The following is a 21421-nucleotide window of genomic DNA, read 5'->3' as shown; positions in this document are numbered from 1 at the left end:
AACACCTCCAGGGGAGAGCCGTGTCCGCTCACGACGCCACCAGCCAGGACTCCACCACGGGCAACGAGGCCAGGCTCCGCGAGTACCTCCGCCGCGCCATGACCGAGCTGCACGAGACGCAAGCACGCCTCCGCGAGGCCGAGGAGCGGAGCACCGAACCCCTGGCGATCGTGGGGATGGCGTGTCGTTTCCCGGGTGGGGTGGGCTCGCCGGAGGGTTTGTGGGATCTGGTGTCGTCGGGTGTGGATGCGGTGTCTCCGTTCCCGGGTGACCGTGGGTGGGACGTGGAGTCGTTCTTTGATCCGGAGCCTGGTGTTCCGGGGCGTTCGTATGTGCGGGAGGGTGGTTTCCTGCATGAGGCGGGGGAGTTCGATGCGGACTTCTTCGGTATTTCGCCGCGTGAGGCGGTGGCGATGGATCCGCAGCAGCGGTTGCTGTTGGAGACGTCGTGGGAGGCGTTGGAGCGGGCGGGTATTCCGGCTTCGTCGTTGCGGGGATCCCGCGCGGGCGTCTTCGTCGGCGCCATGTACCACGACTACGGCACCGACCGCCCCGCCGCACGCGACGACGCCGGCGGCTACGGCGGCACCGGCACCTCCGGCAGCGTGGTCTCCGGCCGCATTTCCTTCGCTCTGGGCCTGGAAGGCCCGGCGGTCACCGTCGACACGGCCTGCTCCTCCTCCCTCGTCGCCCTGCACCTGGCCGCCCAGTCGCTGCGGGCGGGGGAGTGCGACCTCGCACTCGCCGGCGGCGTCACCGTCATGGCCACGCCCTCCACCTTCGTGGAGTTCTCGCAGCAGCGGGGGCTTGCGGGGGATGGCCGGGTGAAGGCGTTCTCGGATGCGGCGGACGGTACGGGCTGGGCCGAGGGTGTGGGGATGCTGCTGGTGATGCGGCTGTCTGACGCGGTGGCCGGGGGTCATCGGGTGTGGGCGGTGGTGCGGGGTTCGGCGGTGAACCAGGACGGTGCGAGCAATGGGTTGACGGCGCCGAACGGTCCGTCGCAGCAGCGGGTGATCCGGGCGGCGTTGGAGAGTGCCGGTCTGGGTGTGGCTGATGTGGATGTGGTGGAGGCGCATGGTACGGGGACCCGGTTGGGGGATCCGATCGAGGCGCAGGCGTTGTTGGCGACGTACGGGCAGCGGCCGGTGGACGGTGAGCCGTTGTGGTTGGGGTCGTTGAAGTCGAACATCGGGCATGCGCAGGCTGCTGCGGGTGTGGGTGGTGTCATCAAGATGGTGATGGCGCTGGAGCACGGGAGGCTGCCGAAGTCCCTGCATGTGGATGTGCCGTCGTCGCAGGTGGATTGGGAGGCGGGTGCTGTCTCTCTCTTGACGGAGGAGCGGGCGTGGCCGGAGGTGGGGCGTCCGCGCAGGGCGGGTGTGTCGTCGTTCGGGGTGAGCGGGACGAACGCGCACGTGATCCTGGAGCAGGCTCCGGTGGTGGAGTCGGTGGTGGAGTCCGCTGAGCGGGAACTGCCGGTCGTTCCCCTCGTCCTCACCGCCAAGTCCGAGACCGCACTGCGCGCCCAGAGCGCCCGCCTGGACGCGCACCTGGAGCAGAACCCCGCCCTCCGTCCCCTGGACGTGGCCCTGAGCCTCGCGACCGGCCGCTCGATGCTGGAACACCGCTCGGTCACCCTGGGACCGACGGTCGTGGAGGGCGTCGCAGGCACCCCGGGCCGTCGGGTGTTGGTGTTCCCGGGGCAGGGGACGCAGTGGGTGGGGATGGGTGCGGGGCTGTTGGAGTCCTCGCCGGTGTTCGCGGCGCGGTTGCGGGAGTGCGCGGACGCGCTGGCGCCGTTCGTGGACTTCGACGTGGTCCAGGTGGTGCGGGAGGGCCGTTCGCTGGACCGGGTGGATGTGGTCCAGCCGGTGACGTGGGCGGTGATGGTGTCGCTGGCCGCGCTGTGGCGCTCCCTGGGTGTGGTGCCGGATGCGGTCGTGGGGCATTCGCAGGGCGAGATCGCCGCTGCCGCCGTCTCCGGCGCGCTGTCACTGGAGGACGCCGCCCGGGTGGTGGCCCTCCGTGCCGCAGTGATCGGCCGGGAACTGGCCGGGCTGGGCGGCATGGCGTCGATTCCTCTGCCTCTGGTTGAGGTGGAGGCACGGCTGGAGGCGTGGTCGGGGCGGCTGGGTATCGCCGCCGTCAACGGCCCCTCCAGCACGGTCGTCGCGGGTGACGCCGATGCCATCGTGGAGTTCGTCGCTGCCGCGCAGGCGGAGGACATCCGGGCCCGTCAGGTACCGGTCGACTACGCCTCCCACTCCGCACATGTGGAGCGGATCGAAGCGGAACTCCTCGACGTCCTCGGCCCGATCACCCCGCGCCGGGCCGACGTCCCGTTCTACTCCACCGTCACCGCCGAACTCGCCGACACCACCACCCTCGACGCCGCCTACTGGTACCGCAACCTGCGCAACCCCGTCCGCTTCGAGGAAACGATCCGCTCCCTGGCCGCCAAGGGCTTCACCACCTTCGTGGAGTCCAGTGCCCACCCCGTCCTGACGATGGGCATCCAGGAGACCGCAGAGGCCACCGGAGCCGAGGTCCTCGCCGCCGGGTCGCTGCGCCGCGACGAGGGCGGGCTCCAGCGGCTGCTGACCTCCGCCGCCGAACTCTTCGTCCGCGGCGTCGACATCGACTGGGCCACCCTCTTCGAGGGCACCGGCGCCCGGCCCGTCGACCTGCCCACCTACGCCTTCCAGCGCACCCACTACTGGCTTCCCCCGGCCCCCGCCACCCAGGCGGCGGCGGTCGCCCCGCGGGACTCCCTCGCGTACCGCGTCCAGTGGAAGAGCCTGCGCACCGACGACCCGGCCGCCCGCCTGCACGGGCGCTGGCTGCTCGTCGCCCCCGACTCCCCGGCCGCCCCCGACTCCCCGGCCGCCGCCGACCACGCCGACGCCGCCCGCCAGGCCCTCGCCGCCCTCGGCGCCACCGTGGAGACGCTCACCCTCGACCCGGCCCATGCCGACCGGTCCCTCCTGCGCGCCCGGCTCGCCGAAGCCGCCGACCGCCCGGACGGCCCCCCGCTCGCCGGGATCCTGTCGCTGCTGGCCCTCGCCGACGGCCCGCACCCCGAACACGCGGGCCTGCCGCTCGGCGTCGCCGCCACCCTCGCCCTCACCCAGGCCGCCGCCGACGCGGGTACCACGGCCCGGCTCTGGGCGGTGACCTCCTGCTCGGTCGCCGTGTCGCCCGCCGAGACCCCGTCCCCCGCGCAGGCCCAGCTCTGGGGCTTCGGACGGGTCGCCGCCCTCGAACTGCCCGCCCTGTGGGGCGGTCTCCTCGACCTGCCCGCCCGGCCCGACGCGCGCTCCTGGCAGCAGATCGCCGCCGTCCTCGCCGCCCCGGGCGCCGAGGACCAGGTCGCCGTGCGGCCCTCCGGCACCTACGGGCGCCGCCTCGTCCAGGCCGACGCCGGCCGCTCCTCCGCGCCCACCGCCGCGCGCGGCACCGTACTCGTCATCGGTGACCTCGCGGCCGTGGCCGCCCCCCTGGCCGGCCGGCTGCTCGCCGCCGGCGCCGACCGGGTCGTCCTCGCCGGACCGGCCGACGGCCTCCCCCGGGAACTCGACGGCTCCCTCGCGGCCCGCGTGACCCTCGCGCCCTGTGACCCCGCCTCGGACCGGGAACTGCGGGAACTGCTCGGCCGGTACGCCCCTTCGGCCCTGTACGTCGTCCCGCCGCCCGCCTCGCCCGCCACCCTCACCGGGACCACGACGGAGGGCTTCGCCGCCGCCGTCGCCGCCAAGACCGACCTGGCCGTCCGCCTGGCGGGGATCCTGGCGGACAGCGGCTCCGCACCGGACGCGTTCGTCCTCTTCTCCTCCGTCGCCGGGGTGTGGGGCGGGGCCGGCCAGGGCGGCTACGCGGCCGGCACGGCCCACCTCGACGCGCTCGCCGACGTACTGCGCGGCCGCGGCCTGCCCGCCGCGTCCGTCGCCTGGACCCCCTGGCGGGGGGCCCTCACCGGGCCCGCCGCCGACCGGATCCGCGGTGCCGGCCTGTCGTTCCTCGATCCCGAGCGGGCCCTGGACGTCCTGGACTCGGCCCTCGCGCGCCGCGAGAGCGGCCTCGCCGTCGCCGACGTCGACTGGGAGCGGTTCGCCGCCGCGTACACCGCCGCCCGGCCCTCCGCGCTCCTCGACGAACTGCCCGCCGTACGGGCGCTGCGCGCGGCCGAGCGGGAAGCCGCCGCGGCCCGGACCGCCGCCGACACCAAGATCGCGGCGGGCCTGCGGGGCAGGCCCGCCGAGGAACAGCGACGGGAACTGCTGCGACTGGTGCGCGCGCAGGTGGCCGCCGCGCTGGGCCACACCTCGCCCGAGGACATCGCCCCCGACCGGGCGTTCAAGGACCTCGGCGTGAACTCCGTGACCGCCGTCGAACTGCGCAACCGGCTCCGCGAGGCCACCGGGCTGAGCCTGCCCGCGTCCCTCGTCTTCGACCACCCGACCAGCGCGGCCCTCGCCCGTCACCTCCACGAGCTGGCGGCCGGCGCCGACCCCGAGCCCGTCACGGCCGGCCCGTTCACCACCGCCCCCGCCGGAGGGGACGGCGAGCCCGTCGCCGTCGTCGCCATGGCCTGCCGTTTCCCCGGCGGCATCAACACCCCCGACGAGCTGTGGCGGCTGGTGCGCGACGGCGGTGACGCCATCACCCCGTTCCCGGCCAACCGCGGCTGGGACCTCGACGGCCTCTACGATCCCGACCCGGAGGCGAAGGGCCGTACGTACGTCCGCGAGGGCGGGTTCCTGCACGAGGCCCCCGACTTCGACCCCGAGTTCTTCGGCATCTCCCCCCGCGAGGCCCTCGCCATGGACCCGCAGCAGCGGCTGCTGCTGGAGACCTCCTGGGAGGCCCTGGAACGGGCCGGCATCGACCCGGACGTGCTGCGCGGCAGCCGCACCGGCGTGTTCGTCGGCACCAACGGCCAGCACTACATGCCGCTCCTGCAGAACGGCGACGAGGACTTCGACGGCTACCTCGGCACCGGCAACTCCGCCAGCGTCATGTCCGGGCGGCTCTCGTACGTCTTCGGCCTCGAAGGCCCGGCCGTCACCGTCGACACCGCCTGCTCGGCGTCCCTGGTCGCCCTGCACCTCGCCGTCCAGTCCCTGCGGCGCGGCGAATGCGCGATGGCCCTCGTCGGCGGCGCCACCGTCATGTCCACCCCCGAGATGCTGGTCGAGTTCTCCCGCCAGCGCGTCATGTCGCCCACCGGCCGCTCCCGCGCCTTCGCGGCGTCCGCCGACGGCGTGGCCCTCGGCGAAGGCGCCGGCATGCTGGTCGTGGAGCGGCTCAGCGACGCCGAAGCCAACGGACACCCCGTCCTCGCCGTCATCCGTGGCTCCGCCGTCAACCAGGACGGCGCCAGCAACGGCCTCACCGCCCCCAACGGCCCCTCCCAGCAGCGCGTCATCCGCCAGGCCCTCGCCGACGCCGGCCTCGAACCGCACGACGTGGACGCCGTCGAGGCCCACGGCACCGGCACCGAACTCGGCGACCCCATCGAAGCGCAGGCCGTCCTCGCCACCTACGGCGAAGGGCGCCCCGCCGACACCCCCCTGTGGCTCGGCTCCGTGAAGTCCAACATCGGCCACACCCAGGCCGCCGCCGGAGTCGCGGGCGTCATCAAGATGGTGCTGGCGCTGCGCGGCGACACCCTGCCCCGCACCCTGCACGTCGACGAGCCCACCCCCCGCGTGGACTGGTCCTCCGGCGCGGTGGCGCTGCTCACCGACGACCTCCCCTGGCCGCAGCGGGAAACCCCGCGCCGCGCCGCCGTCTCCGCCTTCGGCATCAGCGGCACCAACGCCCACGTCATCCTGGAGGAGGCCCCCCGCCCGGCCGCCTCCCCCGCCACGGACCCCGGCGAGCAGAGCGACCCGTGGGCGGAGGTCACCGTCCCGCTGCTGCTGTCCGCCCGCTCCGAACCCGCGCTGCGTGCGCAGGCGGCCCGCCTGCGCACGGGACTCGTCGACAATCCCGCGCTCCACCCCGCCGACGCCGGGTACACCCTGCTGACGGCCCGCTCCCGCTTCGACCAGCGGGCCGCCGTCATCGGCGAGAGCCGCGAGGAACTCCTCGACGCCCTGGCCTCCCTCGCCCAGGACCGGCCGCACCCCGCCGCGCTCCGCGGCACCGCCGGACCCGGCGACCGCGTCGCGTTCGTCTTCCCCGGCCAGGGCTCCCAGTGGCCCGCCATGGCCGAAGGGCTCCTCGACCGCTCACCGGCTTTCCGCGACACCGCGCTCGCCTGTGACACGGCGCTCTCCGCCCACCTCGACTGGTCCGTCATGGACGTCCTGCGCCAGGTGCCCGGCGCACCCTCGCTCAGCCGCGTCGACGTCGTCCAGCCCGTGCTGTTCACCATGATGGTGTCGCTAGCCGCCACCTGGCGTTCCCTCGGCGTCCACCCGTCGGCCGTGGTCGGCCACTCCCAGGGCGAGATCGCCGCCGCGTACGTGGCCGGAGGCCTGAGCCTGGACGACGCCGCGCGCATCGTCGCCCTGCGCAGCCAGGCCTGGCTCACCCTCGCCGGCAAGGGCGGCATGATCGCCGTGTCCCTGGGCCCCGAGGCGCTGCGCCCGCGCCTGGAGCGGTTCGGCGACCGGCTGTCCATCGCCGCCGTCAACAGCCCCGGCACCGCCGCCGTCGCCGGTGAACCGCAGGCCCTGCACGAACTGCTGGAAGAGCTGACCGCCGATGGCGTCCACGCCCGGGCCATCCCCGGCGTCGACACCGCCGGGCACTCCGCGCAGGTCGACGCCCTCAAGGAGCACCTCCTGGAGGTCCTGGCGCCGGTGGCCCCGCGCAGCGGCGACATCCCGTTCTACTCCACCGTCACCGGCGGCCTCCTCGACACCGCCGCCCTCGACTCCGCGTACTGGTACCGCAACATGCGCGAACCCGTCGAGTTCGAACAGGCCACCCGCGCACTCCTCGCCGACGGCCACGAAGTCTTCCTCGAACCCGCTCCGCACCCCATGCTCGCGACCTCCCTCCAGGAGACCGTCGCAGACACCGGCGCACGGGCCTCCGTCCTCGGCACCCTGCGCCGTGACAAGGGCGGCGCCCGCTGGTTCGCCACGGCCCTCGCCGCCGCCCACGTCGCCGGCGTCGAGATCGACGCCGACGCCCTGTTCGGCGCCGGCTCCCGCCGCGTCGACCTGCCCACCTACCCCTTCCAGCGCGAGCGCTACTGGTACAACGCCCCCGCCCGGCGCGGCGACGCCGCCTCCATCGGCCTGCGCGAAGCCGGCCACCCCCTGCTCGGCGGGGGAGTGGAACTGCCCGAATCCGGCTCCGTCGTCTACACCGCCCGCCTCGGCGCCGACACCGAGCCGTGGCTCGCCGACCACACCCTGCTCGGCACCGTCCTGCTGCCCGGCGCCGCACTCGTCGACCTCGCCCTGTGGGCGGGCCGGCAATCCGGCTGCGGCAGCCTGGACGAGCTGATCCTCCAGGCCCCCGTCGTCCTGCCCGACGACGGCGCCGTCGAACTGCGGCTGCTCGTCGGCGCCGCCGCCGAGGACGGCCGGCGCACCCTCACCGTCCACTCGCGCGAGGCGGACGCCGACCCCGGCGCGCCCTGGCACCGCCACGCCGAAGCCGTACTCGCCCCCGCCGCAGAAGAGCCGCCCGCCCCGGCCGCCGCGCCCTGGCCCCCCGCCGCGGCCCGGCCCGCCGGACGCCGCGAACCCGACGCCTTCTACGCGGAGTTCACCGCACGCGGCTACGACTACGGCCCCCACTTCCGGGGCTACCGCGACGGCTGGCTCGACGGCGCCGCCGTCCACGCCGAAGTCGCCCTGCCCGAACGCACCGCCGACACGTCCGCCGGCTACGGCATCCACCCCGCGCTCCTGGACGCCGCCCTCCAGGCCATGAGCCTCGGCGCGTTCTTCCCCGACGACGGCCAGGCCCGCATGCCGTTCGCCGTACGCGGCGTCCGCCTGCACGCCGAAGGCGCCGGCCGGCTGCGCGTCACCATCCACCCCGTCAGCGCCGAAGCCGTCCGGCTGACCTGCACCGACGAAGCCGGCCGCCCCGTACTCGACATCGCCGAACTCCTCGTGCGCACCGTCTCCCCCGAACAGCTCGCCGCCACCGGCGGCCGCGCCCGCCTCGGGGGCGCCCTGTACGAGGTCACCTGGCCGCAGCTGCCCGCCGCCGACACCCTGCCGGTACGCCGGGTCGCCGTCGTCGGCGAGGACCACGCCAAGGTCATCGCCGCCCTCGAAGCCACCGGCGGCGCCTGCGACTGGTACCCCGACCTGCCCGCGCTGCTCGACGCGACCGCCACCGGCCGGGCCCCCGACACCGTCGCCGTGTCCTTCCCGCACCACCCCCGCCCCGACGCGCGCACCGCCCACACCGTCGCCCACCGGGCCCTGGACCTCGCCCAGGCCTGGCTCGACGCCGGGGACCGGCTCGACGGCACCACCCTCACCCTCCTCACCCGGGGCGCCGTCTCCACCACCCCCGACGAGGACACCGCCGATCCGGCCGCCGCCACCGTGTGGGGCCTGATCCGCTCCGCCCAGTCGGAGGAGCCCGGCCGCTTCACCCTCCTCGACCTCGACCCGGGCGCCTGGGACGCCGCCGCCCTCACCGCCGCCCTCGCCTCCGGGGAACCGCAGCTCGCCGTCCGGGGCGGCGCCGTCCGCGTCCCCCGCCTGGCCCGTGCCGGCGACACCGACCCGCGCGGCGACCTCCTCGTACCGCCCGCCGCGACCCCCGCCTGGCGGCTCGCCACCAGCGGCACCGGCACCCTGGAGGGTCTGCGCCTCGCCCCCGCCCCCGACACCCTGGCACCCCTGGAGGAGGGCCAGGTCCGCATCGCCGTCCGGGCCGCCGGAGTCAACTTCCGCGACACCCTCATCGCGCTGGGCATGTACCCCGGCGAAGGCGTCATGGGCGCCGAGGGCGCGGGCGTCGTCACCGAGACCGGCCCCGGCGTCACCTCCGTCTCCCCCGGCGACCGGGTCCTGGGCATGTGGACGGGCGGCTTCGGCCCCTACGCCGTCGCCGACCACCGCATGGTCGTCCCGATACCGGCAGGCTGGACCTACGCCGAAGCGGCCTCCGTCCCCGCCGTGTTCCTCACCGCCCAGTACGCCCTGACCCGCCTGGCCCGGGCCACCCCCGGCCAGTCCCTGCTGATCCACGCGGCCGCCGGCGGCGTCGGCATGGCCGCCCTGCAACTGGCCCGCCACCACGGCCTCACCGTGTACGCCACCGCCTCCACCGGCAAGTGGGACACCCTGCGCGGCCTCGGCCTCACCGACGGCGCCATCGCCAACTCCCGCACCACCGCCTTCGCCGACGAGTTCCTCGCCGCGACCGGCGGCCGGGGCGTCGACATCGTCCTCAACTCCCTCGCCGGCGAATACGTCGACGCCTCCCTGCGGCTGCTGCCCCGCGGCGGCCACTTCCTCGAACTGGGCAAGGCCGACGTCCGCGACCCGGACACCGTCGCCGCCGACCACCCCGGCACCCGCTACCAGGCGTTCGACCTGGTCCAAGCCGGCCCCGACACCGTCGGCGCCATGCTCCGCGAACTCCTCGCCCTCTTCGACGCGGGCGTCCTCACCCCCCTGCCGCTGACCGTCCACGAGGTCCGGCACGCCCGCGAGGCCTTCCGCACCCTCAGCCAGGCCCGCCACACCGGAAAGCTCGTCCTGACCATGCCGCCCTCCTTCGGGCCGCACGGCACGGTCCTCGTCACCGGCGGCACCGGCACCCTCGGCAGCGCCGTCGCCCGCCACCTCGTCACCGGACACGGCGTACGCCACCTCGTGCTCGCCGGCCGCCAGGGCCCCGACGCGGACGGCGCGAGCGCCCTCATCGCCGAACTCACCGCCCTCGGCGCCGAGGTCACCGTACGGGCCTGCGACGCCGGCGACCGCGAGCAGCTCGCCGCACTGCTCGCCGACATACCCGACGCCCACCCGCTGACCGGCGTCGTCCACACCGCGGGCGTCCTCTCGGACGGCACCCTTCCCACCCTCACCCCGGGCGCCCTGGACACCGTCCTGCACCCCAAGGTCGACGCCGTCCTCAACCTGCACGAGCTGACCCGCGACCTGGACCTGTCGGCCTTCGTCCTCTACTCGTCCTCCTCCGCACTCTTCGGCAGCCCCGGTCAGGGCGGGTACGCGGCCGCCAACGCCTTCCTCGACGCGTTCGCCGGCTACCGGCGCTCGCTGGGCCTGCCCGGCGTCTCCCTCGCCTGGGGCCTGTGGTCGAGCAACAGCCGGATGGCAGGACACCTCGACCAGAGCGGCATGCACCGCCGCCTCGCCCGCGGCGGCGTCATGCCCCTCACCGACGCCGAAGGCCTCGCGCTGTTCGACGCCGCCCAAGCGGCCGGCGCGCCCCTCCAAGTGCCCATCAGGCTCAACCACGCGGCCCTGCGCGCCGCAGCGCCCGTACCCGCCTTCCTGCGGGACCTGGTCGGCGACGACACCCGGGCCCGCGGCGGAACCCACCGGGCGGCCGCCCCCGCCGAGACGCTCGCGGACCGGATCACCGGCCTGCCCGCCGACGAGCAGGAGGAACTGGTCCTCGACGCCGTACGCACCCACGCCGCGGCCGTACTCGGCCACGGCGGCCCCGAGGGGATCGTCATCGACCGCGCCTTCAAGGAACTCGGCTTCGACTCCCTCACGGCCGTCGAGATGCGCAACCGGCTCGCCGCCGCCACCGGACTGCGCCTCGCCGCCACCCTCGTCTTCGACCACCCGACACCGGCCGCGCTCGCCGGCCACCTGCGCCGCGCGCTCGCCCCGGACGGGACCCCGGCCGCCGGCGAGCCCGCCTCCGCGGCGCGGCCCGACATCGTCATGGCCGAACTCGACCGGCTGGAAGCCCTGTTCGGGACCCTGTCCGGCCGGACCGACGGCGCGGCCGGCCCCGACGAGACGGCGCACCGGGAGATCGCCAACCGGCTGGCGGCCCTCACCGGCCTGTGGCACGGACTCGGCTCCACGACCGGCACCGCCACCGGCAGCGGCACGGGCGGCCCGGCGGACACCGCGGCGTCCTCCGTCGCCGACTCCATCGAGGACGCCGACGACGACGAGATCTTCGCATTCATCGACGAGCGGTTCTGAACCGCACAGCACGTACGGGGTGACGAGACATGGCGAACGAAGACAAGCTCCGCGAGTACCTCAAGCGGACGACGACCGAACTGCACCGCACCAGCGAACGCCTCAAGGAACTACAGGCGCGCGCCCACGAGCCCCTCGCGATCGTCGGCATGGCCTGCCGGTTCCCCGGCGGCGTCGACACCCCGGAAGCCCTCTGGGAACTCGTGTCCTCCGGCACCGACGCCGTGGGCCCCTTCCCCGGTGACCGCGGCTGGGACGTGGACGGCCTCTACGACCCCGACCCCGACGCGGCCGGCCGCACCTACTGCCGAGAAGGCGGCTTCCTGAACGCCGCCGGAGCCTTCGACCCCGCCTTCTTCGGCATCTCGCCCCGCGAGGCGGTCGCGATGGACCCCCAGCAGCGGCTGCTGCTGGAAACCTCCTGGGAAGCCCTGGAACGCGCCGGCATCGACCCCCGCTCCCTGCACGGCAGCCGAACCGGCGTCTTCGTCGGCGCCTGGGACGGCGGCTACACCGCCCACGTCCACGAGCCGTCCGCGCAGCTCGAAGGAGACCTGCTCACCGGCAGCGTCGTCAGCTTCACCTCCGGCCGCATCGCCTACACCCTCGGCCTGGAAGGCCCGGCGGTCACCGTCGACACGGCCTGCTCCTCCTCCCTCGTCGCCCTCCACCAGGCCGCCCAGTCGCTGCGCCGCGGCGAATGCGACCTCGCCCTGGCCGGCGGAGTCACCGTCATGTCCACCCCCGCCGTCTTCGTGCAGTTCTCCCGCCAGCGCGGCGTGTCCGCCGACGGACGGTGCAAGGCCTTCGCCGACGCCGCCGACGGCTTCGGCCCCGGCGAAGGCGCCGGGATCGTCCTCGTGGAACGCCTCTCCGACGCCGTGCGCAAGGGGCACCAGGTGCTCGCCGTCCTGCGCGGCTCGGCGGTGAACCAGGACGGCGCCAGCAACGGCCTCACCGCCCCCAGCAGCGCGGCACAGCAGCGCGTCATCCGTCAGGCACTCGCCGACGCACAGGTCACCGCCGCCGACATCGACGCCGTCGAGGCACACGGCACCGGCACCAAACTGGGTGATCCGATCGAGGTCCACGCCCTCATGGACACCTACGGCAGCGCACACGGCCCCGAACGGCCGCTGTGGCTCGGGTCGCTCAAGTCGAACATCGGCCACACCCAGGCCGCCGCCGGGGTCGCCGGCGTCATCAAGATGGTGATGGCGCTGCGACACGGGACCCTGCCCCGGACCCTGCACATCGACGCACCGTCCTCACAGATCCTCTGGGACTCCGGATCCGTCTCCCTCCTGACGGAGGAGCGGGCATGGCCGGAGGTGGGGCGTCCGCGTCGGGCGGGTGTGTCGTCGTTCGGGGTGAGCGGGACGAACGCGCACGTGATCCTGGAGCAGGCCCCGGCCGCCGAACCGGTCGCGGAAACGGCGGTGCGCGAACTGCCGGTCGTACCGCGCGTCGTGACCGCCCGCTCCAAGGCGGCACTGCGCGCCCGGCAGGACGGGCTGACGGCCCTACCGGACCGCGACCCCGCGCTGCGACCGCTCGACATCGGCTACACCCTGGCCTCCGCGCGTGCCGTGTTCGAGCACCGCGAGGTCACCGTCGGACCGACGGTCGTGGAGGGCGTCGCAGGTTCTACGGGGCGTCGGGTGTTGGTGTTCCCCGGGCAGGGGACGCAGTGGGTGGGGATGGGTGCGGGGCTGCTGGAGTCCTCGCCGGTGTTCGCGGCGCGGTTGCGGGAGTGTGCGGAGGCGTTGGCGCCGTTCGTGGACTTCGATGTGGTCGAGGTGGTGCGGGAGGGCCGTTCGCTGGACCGGGTGGATGTGGTCCAGCCGGTGACGTGGGCGGTGATGGTGTCCCTGGCCGCGCTGTGGCGGTCGCTGGGTGTCGTCCCGGATGCGGTGGTGGGGCATTCGCAGGGCGAGATCGCCGCTGCCGCCGTCTCCGGCGCGTTGTCGTTGGAGGATGCGGCCCGGGTGGTGGCCCTCCGTGCGGCGGTGATCGGGCGGGAGCTGGCCGGGCTGGGCGGGATGGCGTCGATTCCTCTGCCTCTGGTTGAGGTGGAGGCCCGGCTTGCGGGATGGGCGGGGCGGCTGGGTATCGCGGCCGTCAACGGTCCCTCCAGCACGGTCGTGGCGGGTGATGCGGATGCCATCGTGGAGTTCGTGGCCGCTGCGCAGGCGGAGGACATCCGGGCCCGTCAGGTACCGGTCGACTACGCCTCGCACTCCGCGCACGTGGAGCGGATCGAAGCCGAGTTGCTGGAGGTTCTGGGGCCGGTCCGGCCGCAGCGGCCCGAGGTGCCGTTCTACTCGACGGTGACGGGCGGACTGCTGTCCGAGCCGGTGCTGGATGCCGGGTACTGGTACCGGAATCTGCGCAACCCCGTGCGTTTTGAGGAAACGATCCGTTCGTTGGTGGCGAAGGGTTTCGGGACGTTCATCGAGTCGAGTGCCCACCCGGTGCTGACGATGGGGATCCAGGAGACCGCCGATGTCGTGGCGGGTGGTTCGCTGCGCCGTGACGAGGGCGGCCTGGAGCGGTTCCTCGTTTCTGTCGCCGAGCTGTTCGTGCGTGGTGTGGAGGTCGACTGGGCGGCTGTGTTCGAGGGGACGGGTGCCCGTCGGGTGGATCTGCCGACGTATCCGTTCCAGCGTGCGCATTACTGGCTGGAGCCTTCCGCCCCGGCCCACGCGCCTGCTTCTTCTGCCGCCGATGGGGTCGATGCGTGGCGTTACCGTGCCACGTGGAAGGGCCTGGCCGGTGGTTCGGCGTCCCGGCTCGACGGCCGGTGGCTGCTCGTCGTCCCGCACGGTCTGGACGCCGAGCTGGTCGAGGCGGCGGAGGCGGCGCTGGCCCGTCACGGTGCCCGCGCCGAGCGGCTGGCCGTCGACCCGGCCACCGCCACCCGTACCGCACTGGCCGCGCAACTCACCGCCCTCACCACCCACGGCGACGACGCCCCCACCGGCATCCTCTCCCTCCTCGGCGCCGACGAGCGCGCGCACCCCGCCCACGCCGACCTGCCCCTCGCCGCCGTCGGCACCACCCTGCTCGCCCAGGCGGCGGCCGATGCGGGAACCGCCGTCCGTTTGTGGGCCGTCACCCGGGGCGCGGTCGCCGTGGCGCCCGGCGAACTGCCCCGGTCCGCCGGCGCCCAGGTGTGGGGCCTGGGACGGGGCATCGCGCTGGAGCAGCCCCGTCTGTGGGGCGGCCTCGTGGACCTGCCGGAGGACCCCGGCCCCCGGGACTGGGACCGGCTCGTCGCGGCCCTCGCCCGTACCGACGCCGAGGACCAGATGGCCGTACGCCCCTCCGGGACGTACGGGCGCAGGCTCGTCTCCGCGGGTACCGCCCCCGCCCGCCGGGCGTACGCGCCGCGCGGCACCGTCCTGGTCACCGGCGGTACCGGCGCGCTCGGCGCCCACGTCGCGCGCTGGCTCGCCGGAGCCGGCGCCGCCCACCTGGTCCTCACCGGGCGGCGCGGTCCCGACGCGCCGGGAGCCGGCGAACTGGCCGCCGAACTGCGCGCCCTGGGCGCCGAGGTCACCCTCGCGGCCTGCGACGTCTCCGACCGCACCGCGCTCGATGCGCTCCTGGAGGCCCACCCGCCGACCGCCGTCTTCCACACCGCCGGCGTCCCGCACTCCGCGGCCTTCCTGGACACCGGGGCCGAGTCGTTCGCCGAGGTGTACGCGGGCAAGGTCGCGGGCGCCCGCCACCTGGACGAGCTGACCCGCGCGCGAGGGCTCGTACTCGACGCGTTCGTGCTGTACTCCTCCGGCGCCGGCGTCTGGGGCAGCGGCGGCCAGAGCGCCTACGGCGCCGCCAACGCCGCCCTCGACGCGCTCGCCGAGCGGCGCCGCGCCCAGGGCCTCGCCGCGACCTCCGTGGCCTGGGGCCTGTGGGGCGGGGGCGGCATGGGCGAAGGCGCCGGCGAGGAGTTCCTCAGCAGCCGGGGCCTGCGCGCCATGGACCCGGTCCTCGCCGTCCGGGCACTCGGCCGGGCACTCGACCGCGAGGACGTGTGCGTGGCCCTCGCCGACATGGACTGGCCGCTCTTCGCCAAGGGCTTCACCGCCTTCCGGCCCAGCCCCCTCATCGCCGAACTGCCGGGCGTGCGCGAGGCGACGGGCGCCGACGAGCCGGACGGTCCCGCGGACGACGGCCTGACCGCCCGCCTCGCGGCCGCCGGACCGGCCGAGGGGTACGAGATCGTGCTCGACGCGGTGCGCCGCGCCGTCGCGACCGTGCTCGGCCACGCCGGGCCCGAGGACGTCGACCCGGAAGGGGCCTTCAAGGACATCGGGTTCAGTTCCCTCACCGCGGGCGAGTTCGCCGGACGGCTCAGCGCCGCCACCGGGCGCAAGCTGCCCCCGACCCTCGTTTTCGACTACCCGACGGCCGCCGCCGTCACCGCCCACCTGGTCGCACTCCTCACCCCCGAAGGCCCCGCGCCGCAGGTGGCGGGCGACCCCGAGGAGATCCGGATCCGCACAGCGCTGGCGGCCCTGCCGCTGTCCGCGCTCCGCGAGTCCGGCCTGCTCCCGGCCCTGCTCGCGCTCGCCCCGGGGGGCGAACCGGCGTACGGCGCGCCAGCGTCCGCGCTCCAGCAGCGCTCCGGTGGCGGCGCGTTCGATGACCTGAGGGCCGGCATCAAGGCCGGCACCGAGGCCGACGGCACGGCCGGTTCCGACGCCGCCACCGCAGCCGACGAGGTCGCGCACATCGACGACCTCGACGGCGACGCGCTCATCGAGCTGGCCCTGCGCGACGCGGCCGCCTGACGCACGAGCCCCCCGTCCCCCCCGTCCCCCCCCCGTCCCCCCCGTCCGCCGCCCCGCCGCCCCCGTCCAGAGAGGGACCCCACCGATGGCCATGTCCTCCGAGAAGCTCATGGAGGCGCTGCGCACCTCGTTGAAGGAGACCGAACGCCTGCGCAGGCGCAACCGGGAGCTGGCCGCGGCCGCGCACGAGCCCATCGCCGTCGTCGGGATGGCCTGCCGCTACCCCGGCGGGGTGGACTCGCCGGAAGGGCTCTGGGACCTGGTCGCCGCCGGGCGGGACGCCGTCGCGCCGTTCCCGCAGGACCGCGGCTGGGACCTGGAGGGGCTCTACGACCCGGACCCCGAATCGCCCGGCACCACTTACTGCGACCAGGGCGGGTTCCTCTCCGGCGCCACCGACTTCGACGCCGCGTTCTTCGGGATCCCGCCCCGCGAGGCCGTCGTCATGGACCCCCAGCAGCGGCTGCTGCTGGAGACCTCGTGGGAGGCGCTGGAGCGCACCGGCCTGGATCCGCGGACCCTGGCCGGTACCGGCACGGGCGTGTACGTGGGCGCCGCCCACGCCACCTATGCGAGCGACCCGGACCGGGTCCCGGAGGGGTCGCACGGCTACCTCCTGACGGGCAGTGCGGACGCCGTGCTGTCCGGCCGGATCTCGTACGCACTGGGCCTCGAAGGCCCCTCCATGACGGTGGAGACCGCCTGTTCGTCCTCGCTGGTCGCCCTGCACCTCGCGGTGGCTGCGCTGCGGCGCGGTGAATGCGGCCTGGCACTGGCCGGGGGCGTCGCGGTCATGCCGGACGCCGCCGCGTTCGTGGAGTTCTCCCGGCAGAAGGGCCTGGCCCCCGACGGCCGGTGCAAGGCCTTCTCGGCCGATGCCGACGGCACGGGATGGGCGGAGGGCGTCGGCGTCCTCGTCCTGGAGCGGCTCTCCGACGCCCGCGCGGCCGGCCGCACCGTCCTCGCCGTCATCCGTGGCACCGCCGTCAACCAGGACGGCGCCAGCAACGGCCTCACCGCCCCCAACGGCCCCTCCCAGCAGCGCGTCATCCGCCAGGCCCTCGCCGACGCGGGCCTCGAACCCCAGGACGTGGACGCCGTGGAGGCCCACGGCACCGGCACCCGCCTCGGCGACCCCATCGAGGCGCAGGCCCTGCTCGCCGTGTACGGACAGGGCCGGCCCGGGGACGCGCCGCTGCGGCTGGGCTCGCTCAAGTCCAACATCGGGCACGCGCAGGCCGCCGCCGGGGTGGGCGGCGTCATCAAGACCGTCCAGGCCATGCGGCACGGGCTGCTGCCCCGGACCCTGCACGCCGAGGAGCCCACCCCGCACGTCGACTGGACGGCGGGGGGCGTCCGGCTGCTGACCGAGCCCGTCCCGTGGCCGGCCGGCGCCCGTACCCGCCGGGCGGGCGTCTCGGCCTTCGGCGTGGGCGGCACCAACGCGCACGTCATCCTGGAGGAGGCACCCCCCGCCCCGGGCCCCGCCCCGGAAGAGGCGCCGCGCGTGGCGCTGCCCCTCGTGCCGTGGTTCGTCTCCGGCCGCACCGGGCCCGCGCTGCGCGCCCAGGCGGCCCGGCTGCGCGAGCACCTCGCCGACGCCCGGCCCTGCCCCCTCGACACCGGCCTGTCCCTCGCCGCCACCCGTACCGCCTTCGACCACCGCGCCGTCGTCCTCGGCGCCTCCCACGCCGACCTCGCCCGCGGCCTGGACGCCCTCGCCGACGGCACCCCCTCCCCGGCCGTCGTCCACGGGGTGCGCCGGCGCGAGGCGAAGACCGCCTTCCTCTTCACCGGGCAGGGCAGCCAGCGCCCCGGCATGACCCGCGAACTGCACGGCGCGCAACCGGTGTTCGCCAAGGCGTGGGATGCCGTCGCCGAGCGCCTGGACGCCCACCTCGAACGCCCGCTGGCCGCCGTGCTCGACGCCCCGCCCGGCACTCCCGACGCGGAGCTCCTGCACCGCACCCGGTACGCGCAGGCCGCCCTGTTCGCGGCGGAGGTGGCCCTGTTCCGGCTGCTGGAGCACTGGGGCATGCGGCCCGACGTCCTCCTCGGGCACTCCGTCGGCGAGATCGCCGCCGCACACGTGGCCGGCGTACTCGGGCTCGACGACGCCTGCACCCTCGTCCTCGCCCGCGGCCGGCTGATGGACGCGCTGCCGCCGGGCGGCGCCATGCTCTCCGTCCGCGCCGCCGAGGAAGAGGTACGGGAGCTGCTGGCCGCACACCCCGGCGCGGTGGACGTCGCCGCCGTCAACGGCCCCCGGTCGGTGGTCGTCTCGGGCACCGAACAGGCCGTGGAGGCCGTCCGGGCCCGCCTGGAGGAGCGGGGGACGAAGACCAAGCGGCTCACCGTCAGCCACGCCTTCCACTCGCCGCTCATGGACCCCGTACTGGCCGAGTTCCGCGAGGTCGCGGACCGACTGGACTACCAGGTCGCCCGGATCCCCGTCATCTCCAACGTCACCGGCCGCCGCGCCGCCGGACAGGACCTGCGCACCGGCGACTACTGGGCCCGGCACATCCGTTCGGCCGTCCGCTTCGCCGACGGGGTGCGCACCGCCCGCGGCATGGGCGCCGCCACCTTCGTCGAACTCGGGCCCGACGGCGTGCTGTGCGCCATGGCCGAGGACGTCCTCGCCGCGCCGGACGCCCCCGGCGCGGCCCCCGCCGACGAGGCGCCCCTGCTGGTGCCCGTACTGCGGCGCGGCCGCCCCGAGGGCGAGACGCTGCTGCGCGCCGTGGCCGCCACCTCCGCCCGGGGCGCCGCCCTCGACCGCGCCCGCCTCTTCGAGGGAACCGGCGCCCGCCCGGCCCCGCTGCCGGTGTACGCCTGGCAGCACCGCCGGTACTGGATCGCCCCCGCCGAACGCGGCGGCGCCCGTTCCGGCGCCCGCCGCTACGAGGTCACCTGGCGGCCCCTGTCCACCCCGCCGGGCCCGGCCGTCCGTCTCGACGGGACCTGGCTGGTCGTGGAGCCCGCCGGAGCCGCCGGAGCCGCCGCTCCGCTCGCCGAGGCCGCCGAGCGGGCCCTGACCGCGCGCGGCGCGACCGTCCACCGGCTGTCCCTGGACGCCGCGGCGGCCGACCGGGCCACCGCCGCCGCCCTGTTCGACGCGTCCGGCGACGCCCCGGCGGGCGTCCTGTCCCTGCTGGGCACCGCCGAGGACACCGGGTCCGAGCTGGTCCCGGCCGCGGTCCGGGCCACGCTGCACCTCGCCCGGGCCATGGCGCAGAAGGCCCCCTCCGCGCGCCTGTGGTGCGCGACGCGGGGCGCGGTGGCCGTGACCGACGGCGAACGGCCCGGGGCCGCGGGCGCCCAGCTGTGGGGCCTCGGCCGGGTGGCGGCCCTCGAACTCCCCGCCCTGTGGGGCGGCCTGGTCGACCTGCCCGGGACGGACCCGGCCGACGACGATGCCTGGCGGCTGCTGGCCGGCGCGCTCGGTGGCCCCGAGGACCAGGTGGCCGTCCGCGCCGGACGCGCCTACGGCCGTCGGCTCACCGCCGCGCCCGCACCCCGCGCCGGGCGGCCCCCGTACCGTCCGCACGGCACCGTCCTGGTGACCGGCGGCACCGGCGCCCTCGGCGGGCACCTGGCCCGCCGGCTCGCCGCCGAGGGCGCAGCGCACCTGCTCCTGGTCGGCCGGCGCGGCCGCCAGGCCCCGGGCGCCGCGGAACTCGAGGCCGAACTCCTCGCGCGGGGCGCCAAGGTGACCTTCGCGGCCGCCGACCTCGCGGACCGCGACGCACTCGCCGCCCTGCTGGCCCAGGTCCCCGCCGACGCCCCGCTGACGGCAGTCTTCCACGCCGCGGGCGTCCCGCAGGTCAGCCCCCTCACGGAAGCCGGCGCCGAGGTCTTCGCGGACGTCTACGCGGGCAAGGTGGCCGGCGCCCGCCACCTCGACGAACTGACCCGGCCCCTCGCCCTGGACGCGTTCGTCCTGTACTCCTCGGGCGCGGGCGTCTGGGGCAGCGCCGGACAGTGCGCGTACGCCGCGGCCAACGCCGACCTCGACGCGCTCGCCCTGCGCCGGCGCGCCGACGGCCTGCCCGCGACCTCCGTCGCCTGGGGCCTGTGGGGCGGCGGCGGGATGGGCGACGGCGAAGGCGGCGCGTACCTGCGGCGCAGGGGCGTACGGCCGATGGACCCGCAGGACGCGCTGACCGAGCTGCTGCGCGCCGTCGCTGCGGGCGAGGCCAACGTGACCGTCACCGACACCGACTGGGGGCCCTTCGCGGACGGCTTCACCGCCTACCGCCCCAGCCCCCTGATCGCGGACCTCACGCCGACCACCCCCGACGAGGACCGGACCCCTGCCACCGCGCCGGCCGCCACCGCCGCCCCGGCCCCCGCCCGCGACCTGGCCGCCCTGCCCCCGGCGGAGCGCCCCGGCGCGGTCCTCGCCCTCGTGCGCGCCGAGGCCGCCGCCGTACTCGGCCACGACACCGCCGACGAGGTCGAGACCGACACGCCGTTCCTGCTGCTCGGCTTCGACTCCCTGGCCGTCACCCACTTCCGGCGCGCCCTGAACTCCGCCACCGGACTCGACCTGGAAGCCGAGGCGCTGTTCACGCACGACACCCCGGCCAAGCTCGCCGCCCACCTGGGCGGACTCCTCGGCTCGGAACGCGGCGAACGGGACGCAGCCGCAGCCGGCACCCTCGTCCCGCTCTACCGCGACGCCGTCGCCACCGGCAGGGTGGCCGAGGCCGTCGACGCGCTCGCCGCCGTCGCCGCCCTGCGCCCCGTCTTCACCCGCGAACGCCCCCACCCCCTCCCGCCCGTCCCGCTCGCACCCGCACCCGACGCCGAAGCCCCGGGCCGGCCGCTGCTCATCGCGGTCAGCGGCACCGCCGCCGTCTCCGGCCCCATGGAGTTCGCCGCCTTCGCCACCGCCCTGGCCGGACGGCGCCCCGTCCTCGCCCTCCCCCAGCCCGGGTACCGGCCCGGGGAGCCGCTGCCCGACTCCCTCGAAGCCTTGTGCGCGGCGCACGCCGCCACCGTCACCCGGCTCGCCGCGGGCCGCCCGTACGCGCTGATCGGCCACTCGGCCGGCGCCAATGCCGCCCACGCGCTCGCCCGCCACCTGGAGCGCACCGGCCCCGGGCCCGCCGCCCTCGTCCTCGCCGACGTCTACACCCCGAGCCAGCCGGGAGCCATGGGCGTCTGGCGGGACGTCATGCTCCGCTGGGCGATGGACCGTACGCCCGTACCGCTCGACGACACCCGGCTGACCGCCATGGGCGCCTACCACCGGCTCCTGCTCGGCTGGACGCCGCAGCCCACCCGCGCCCCGGTCCTGCACCTGCGCGCCACCGACCCCATGGCCGACTGGAGCGACCCGCACCAGGACTGGCGGTCCGCCTGGGACTTCGCCCACACCACCCTGGACGTCCCCGGCAACCACTTCACGATGATGACCGAGCACGCCCCGGCCACCGCCCGCGCCGTCGACGCCTGGCTGGACGCGCTGCCCGGCGGCGACCGATGACG

Annotated in this window: 2 protein-coding genes and 1 pseudogene; all 3 read left to right on the top strand. The window is 75.7% G+C overall.

The features are described from left to right. Positions 1–20: 20 nt before the first annotated feature. A complete protein-coding gene (locus OG861_RS32920; protein ID WP_330261997.1) occupies positions 21–11126 on the top strand; it encodes an SDR family NAD(P)-dependent oxidoreductase in 11106 nt (3701 codons plus the stop codon). 29 nt (positions 11127–11155) lie between these two features. After that, positions 11156–15925: a type I polyketide synthase gene (locus tag OG861_RS32915; RefSeq protein ID WP_329203125.1), complete on the top strand. Its 4770-nt coding sequence runs from the start codon at positions 11156–11158 to the stop codon at positions 15923–15925. Positions 15926–16010: 85 nt separating this feature from the next. Further along, a pseudogene (locus OG861_RS32910) lies at positions 16011–21419 on the top strand (type I polyketide synthase); the annotation flags it as partial. Positions 21420–21421 lie beyond the last annotated feature (2 nt).

This window comes from Streptomyces sp. NBC_00539, from assembly GCF_036346105.1.
In the GTDB taxonomy this organism is placed as follows: domain Bacteria; phylum Actinomycetota; class Actinomycetes; order Streptomycetales; family Streptomycetaceae; genus Streptomyces.
This window is presented reverse-complemented; position numbering and strand designations above follow the sequence as displayed.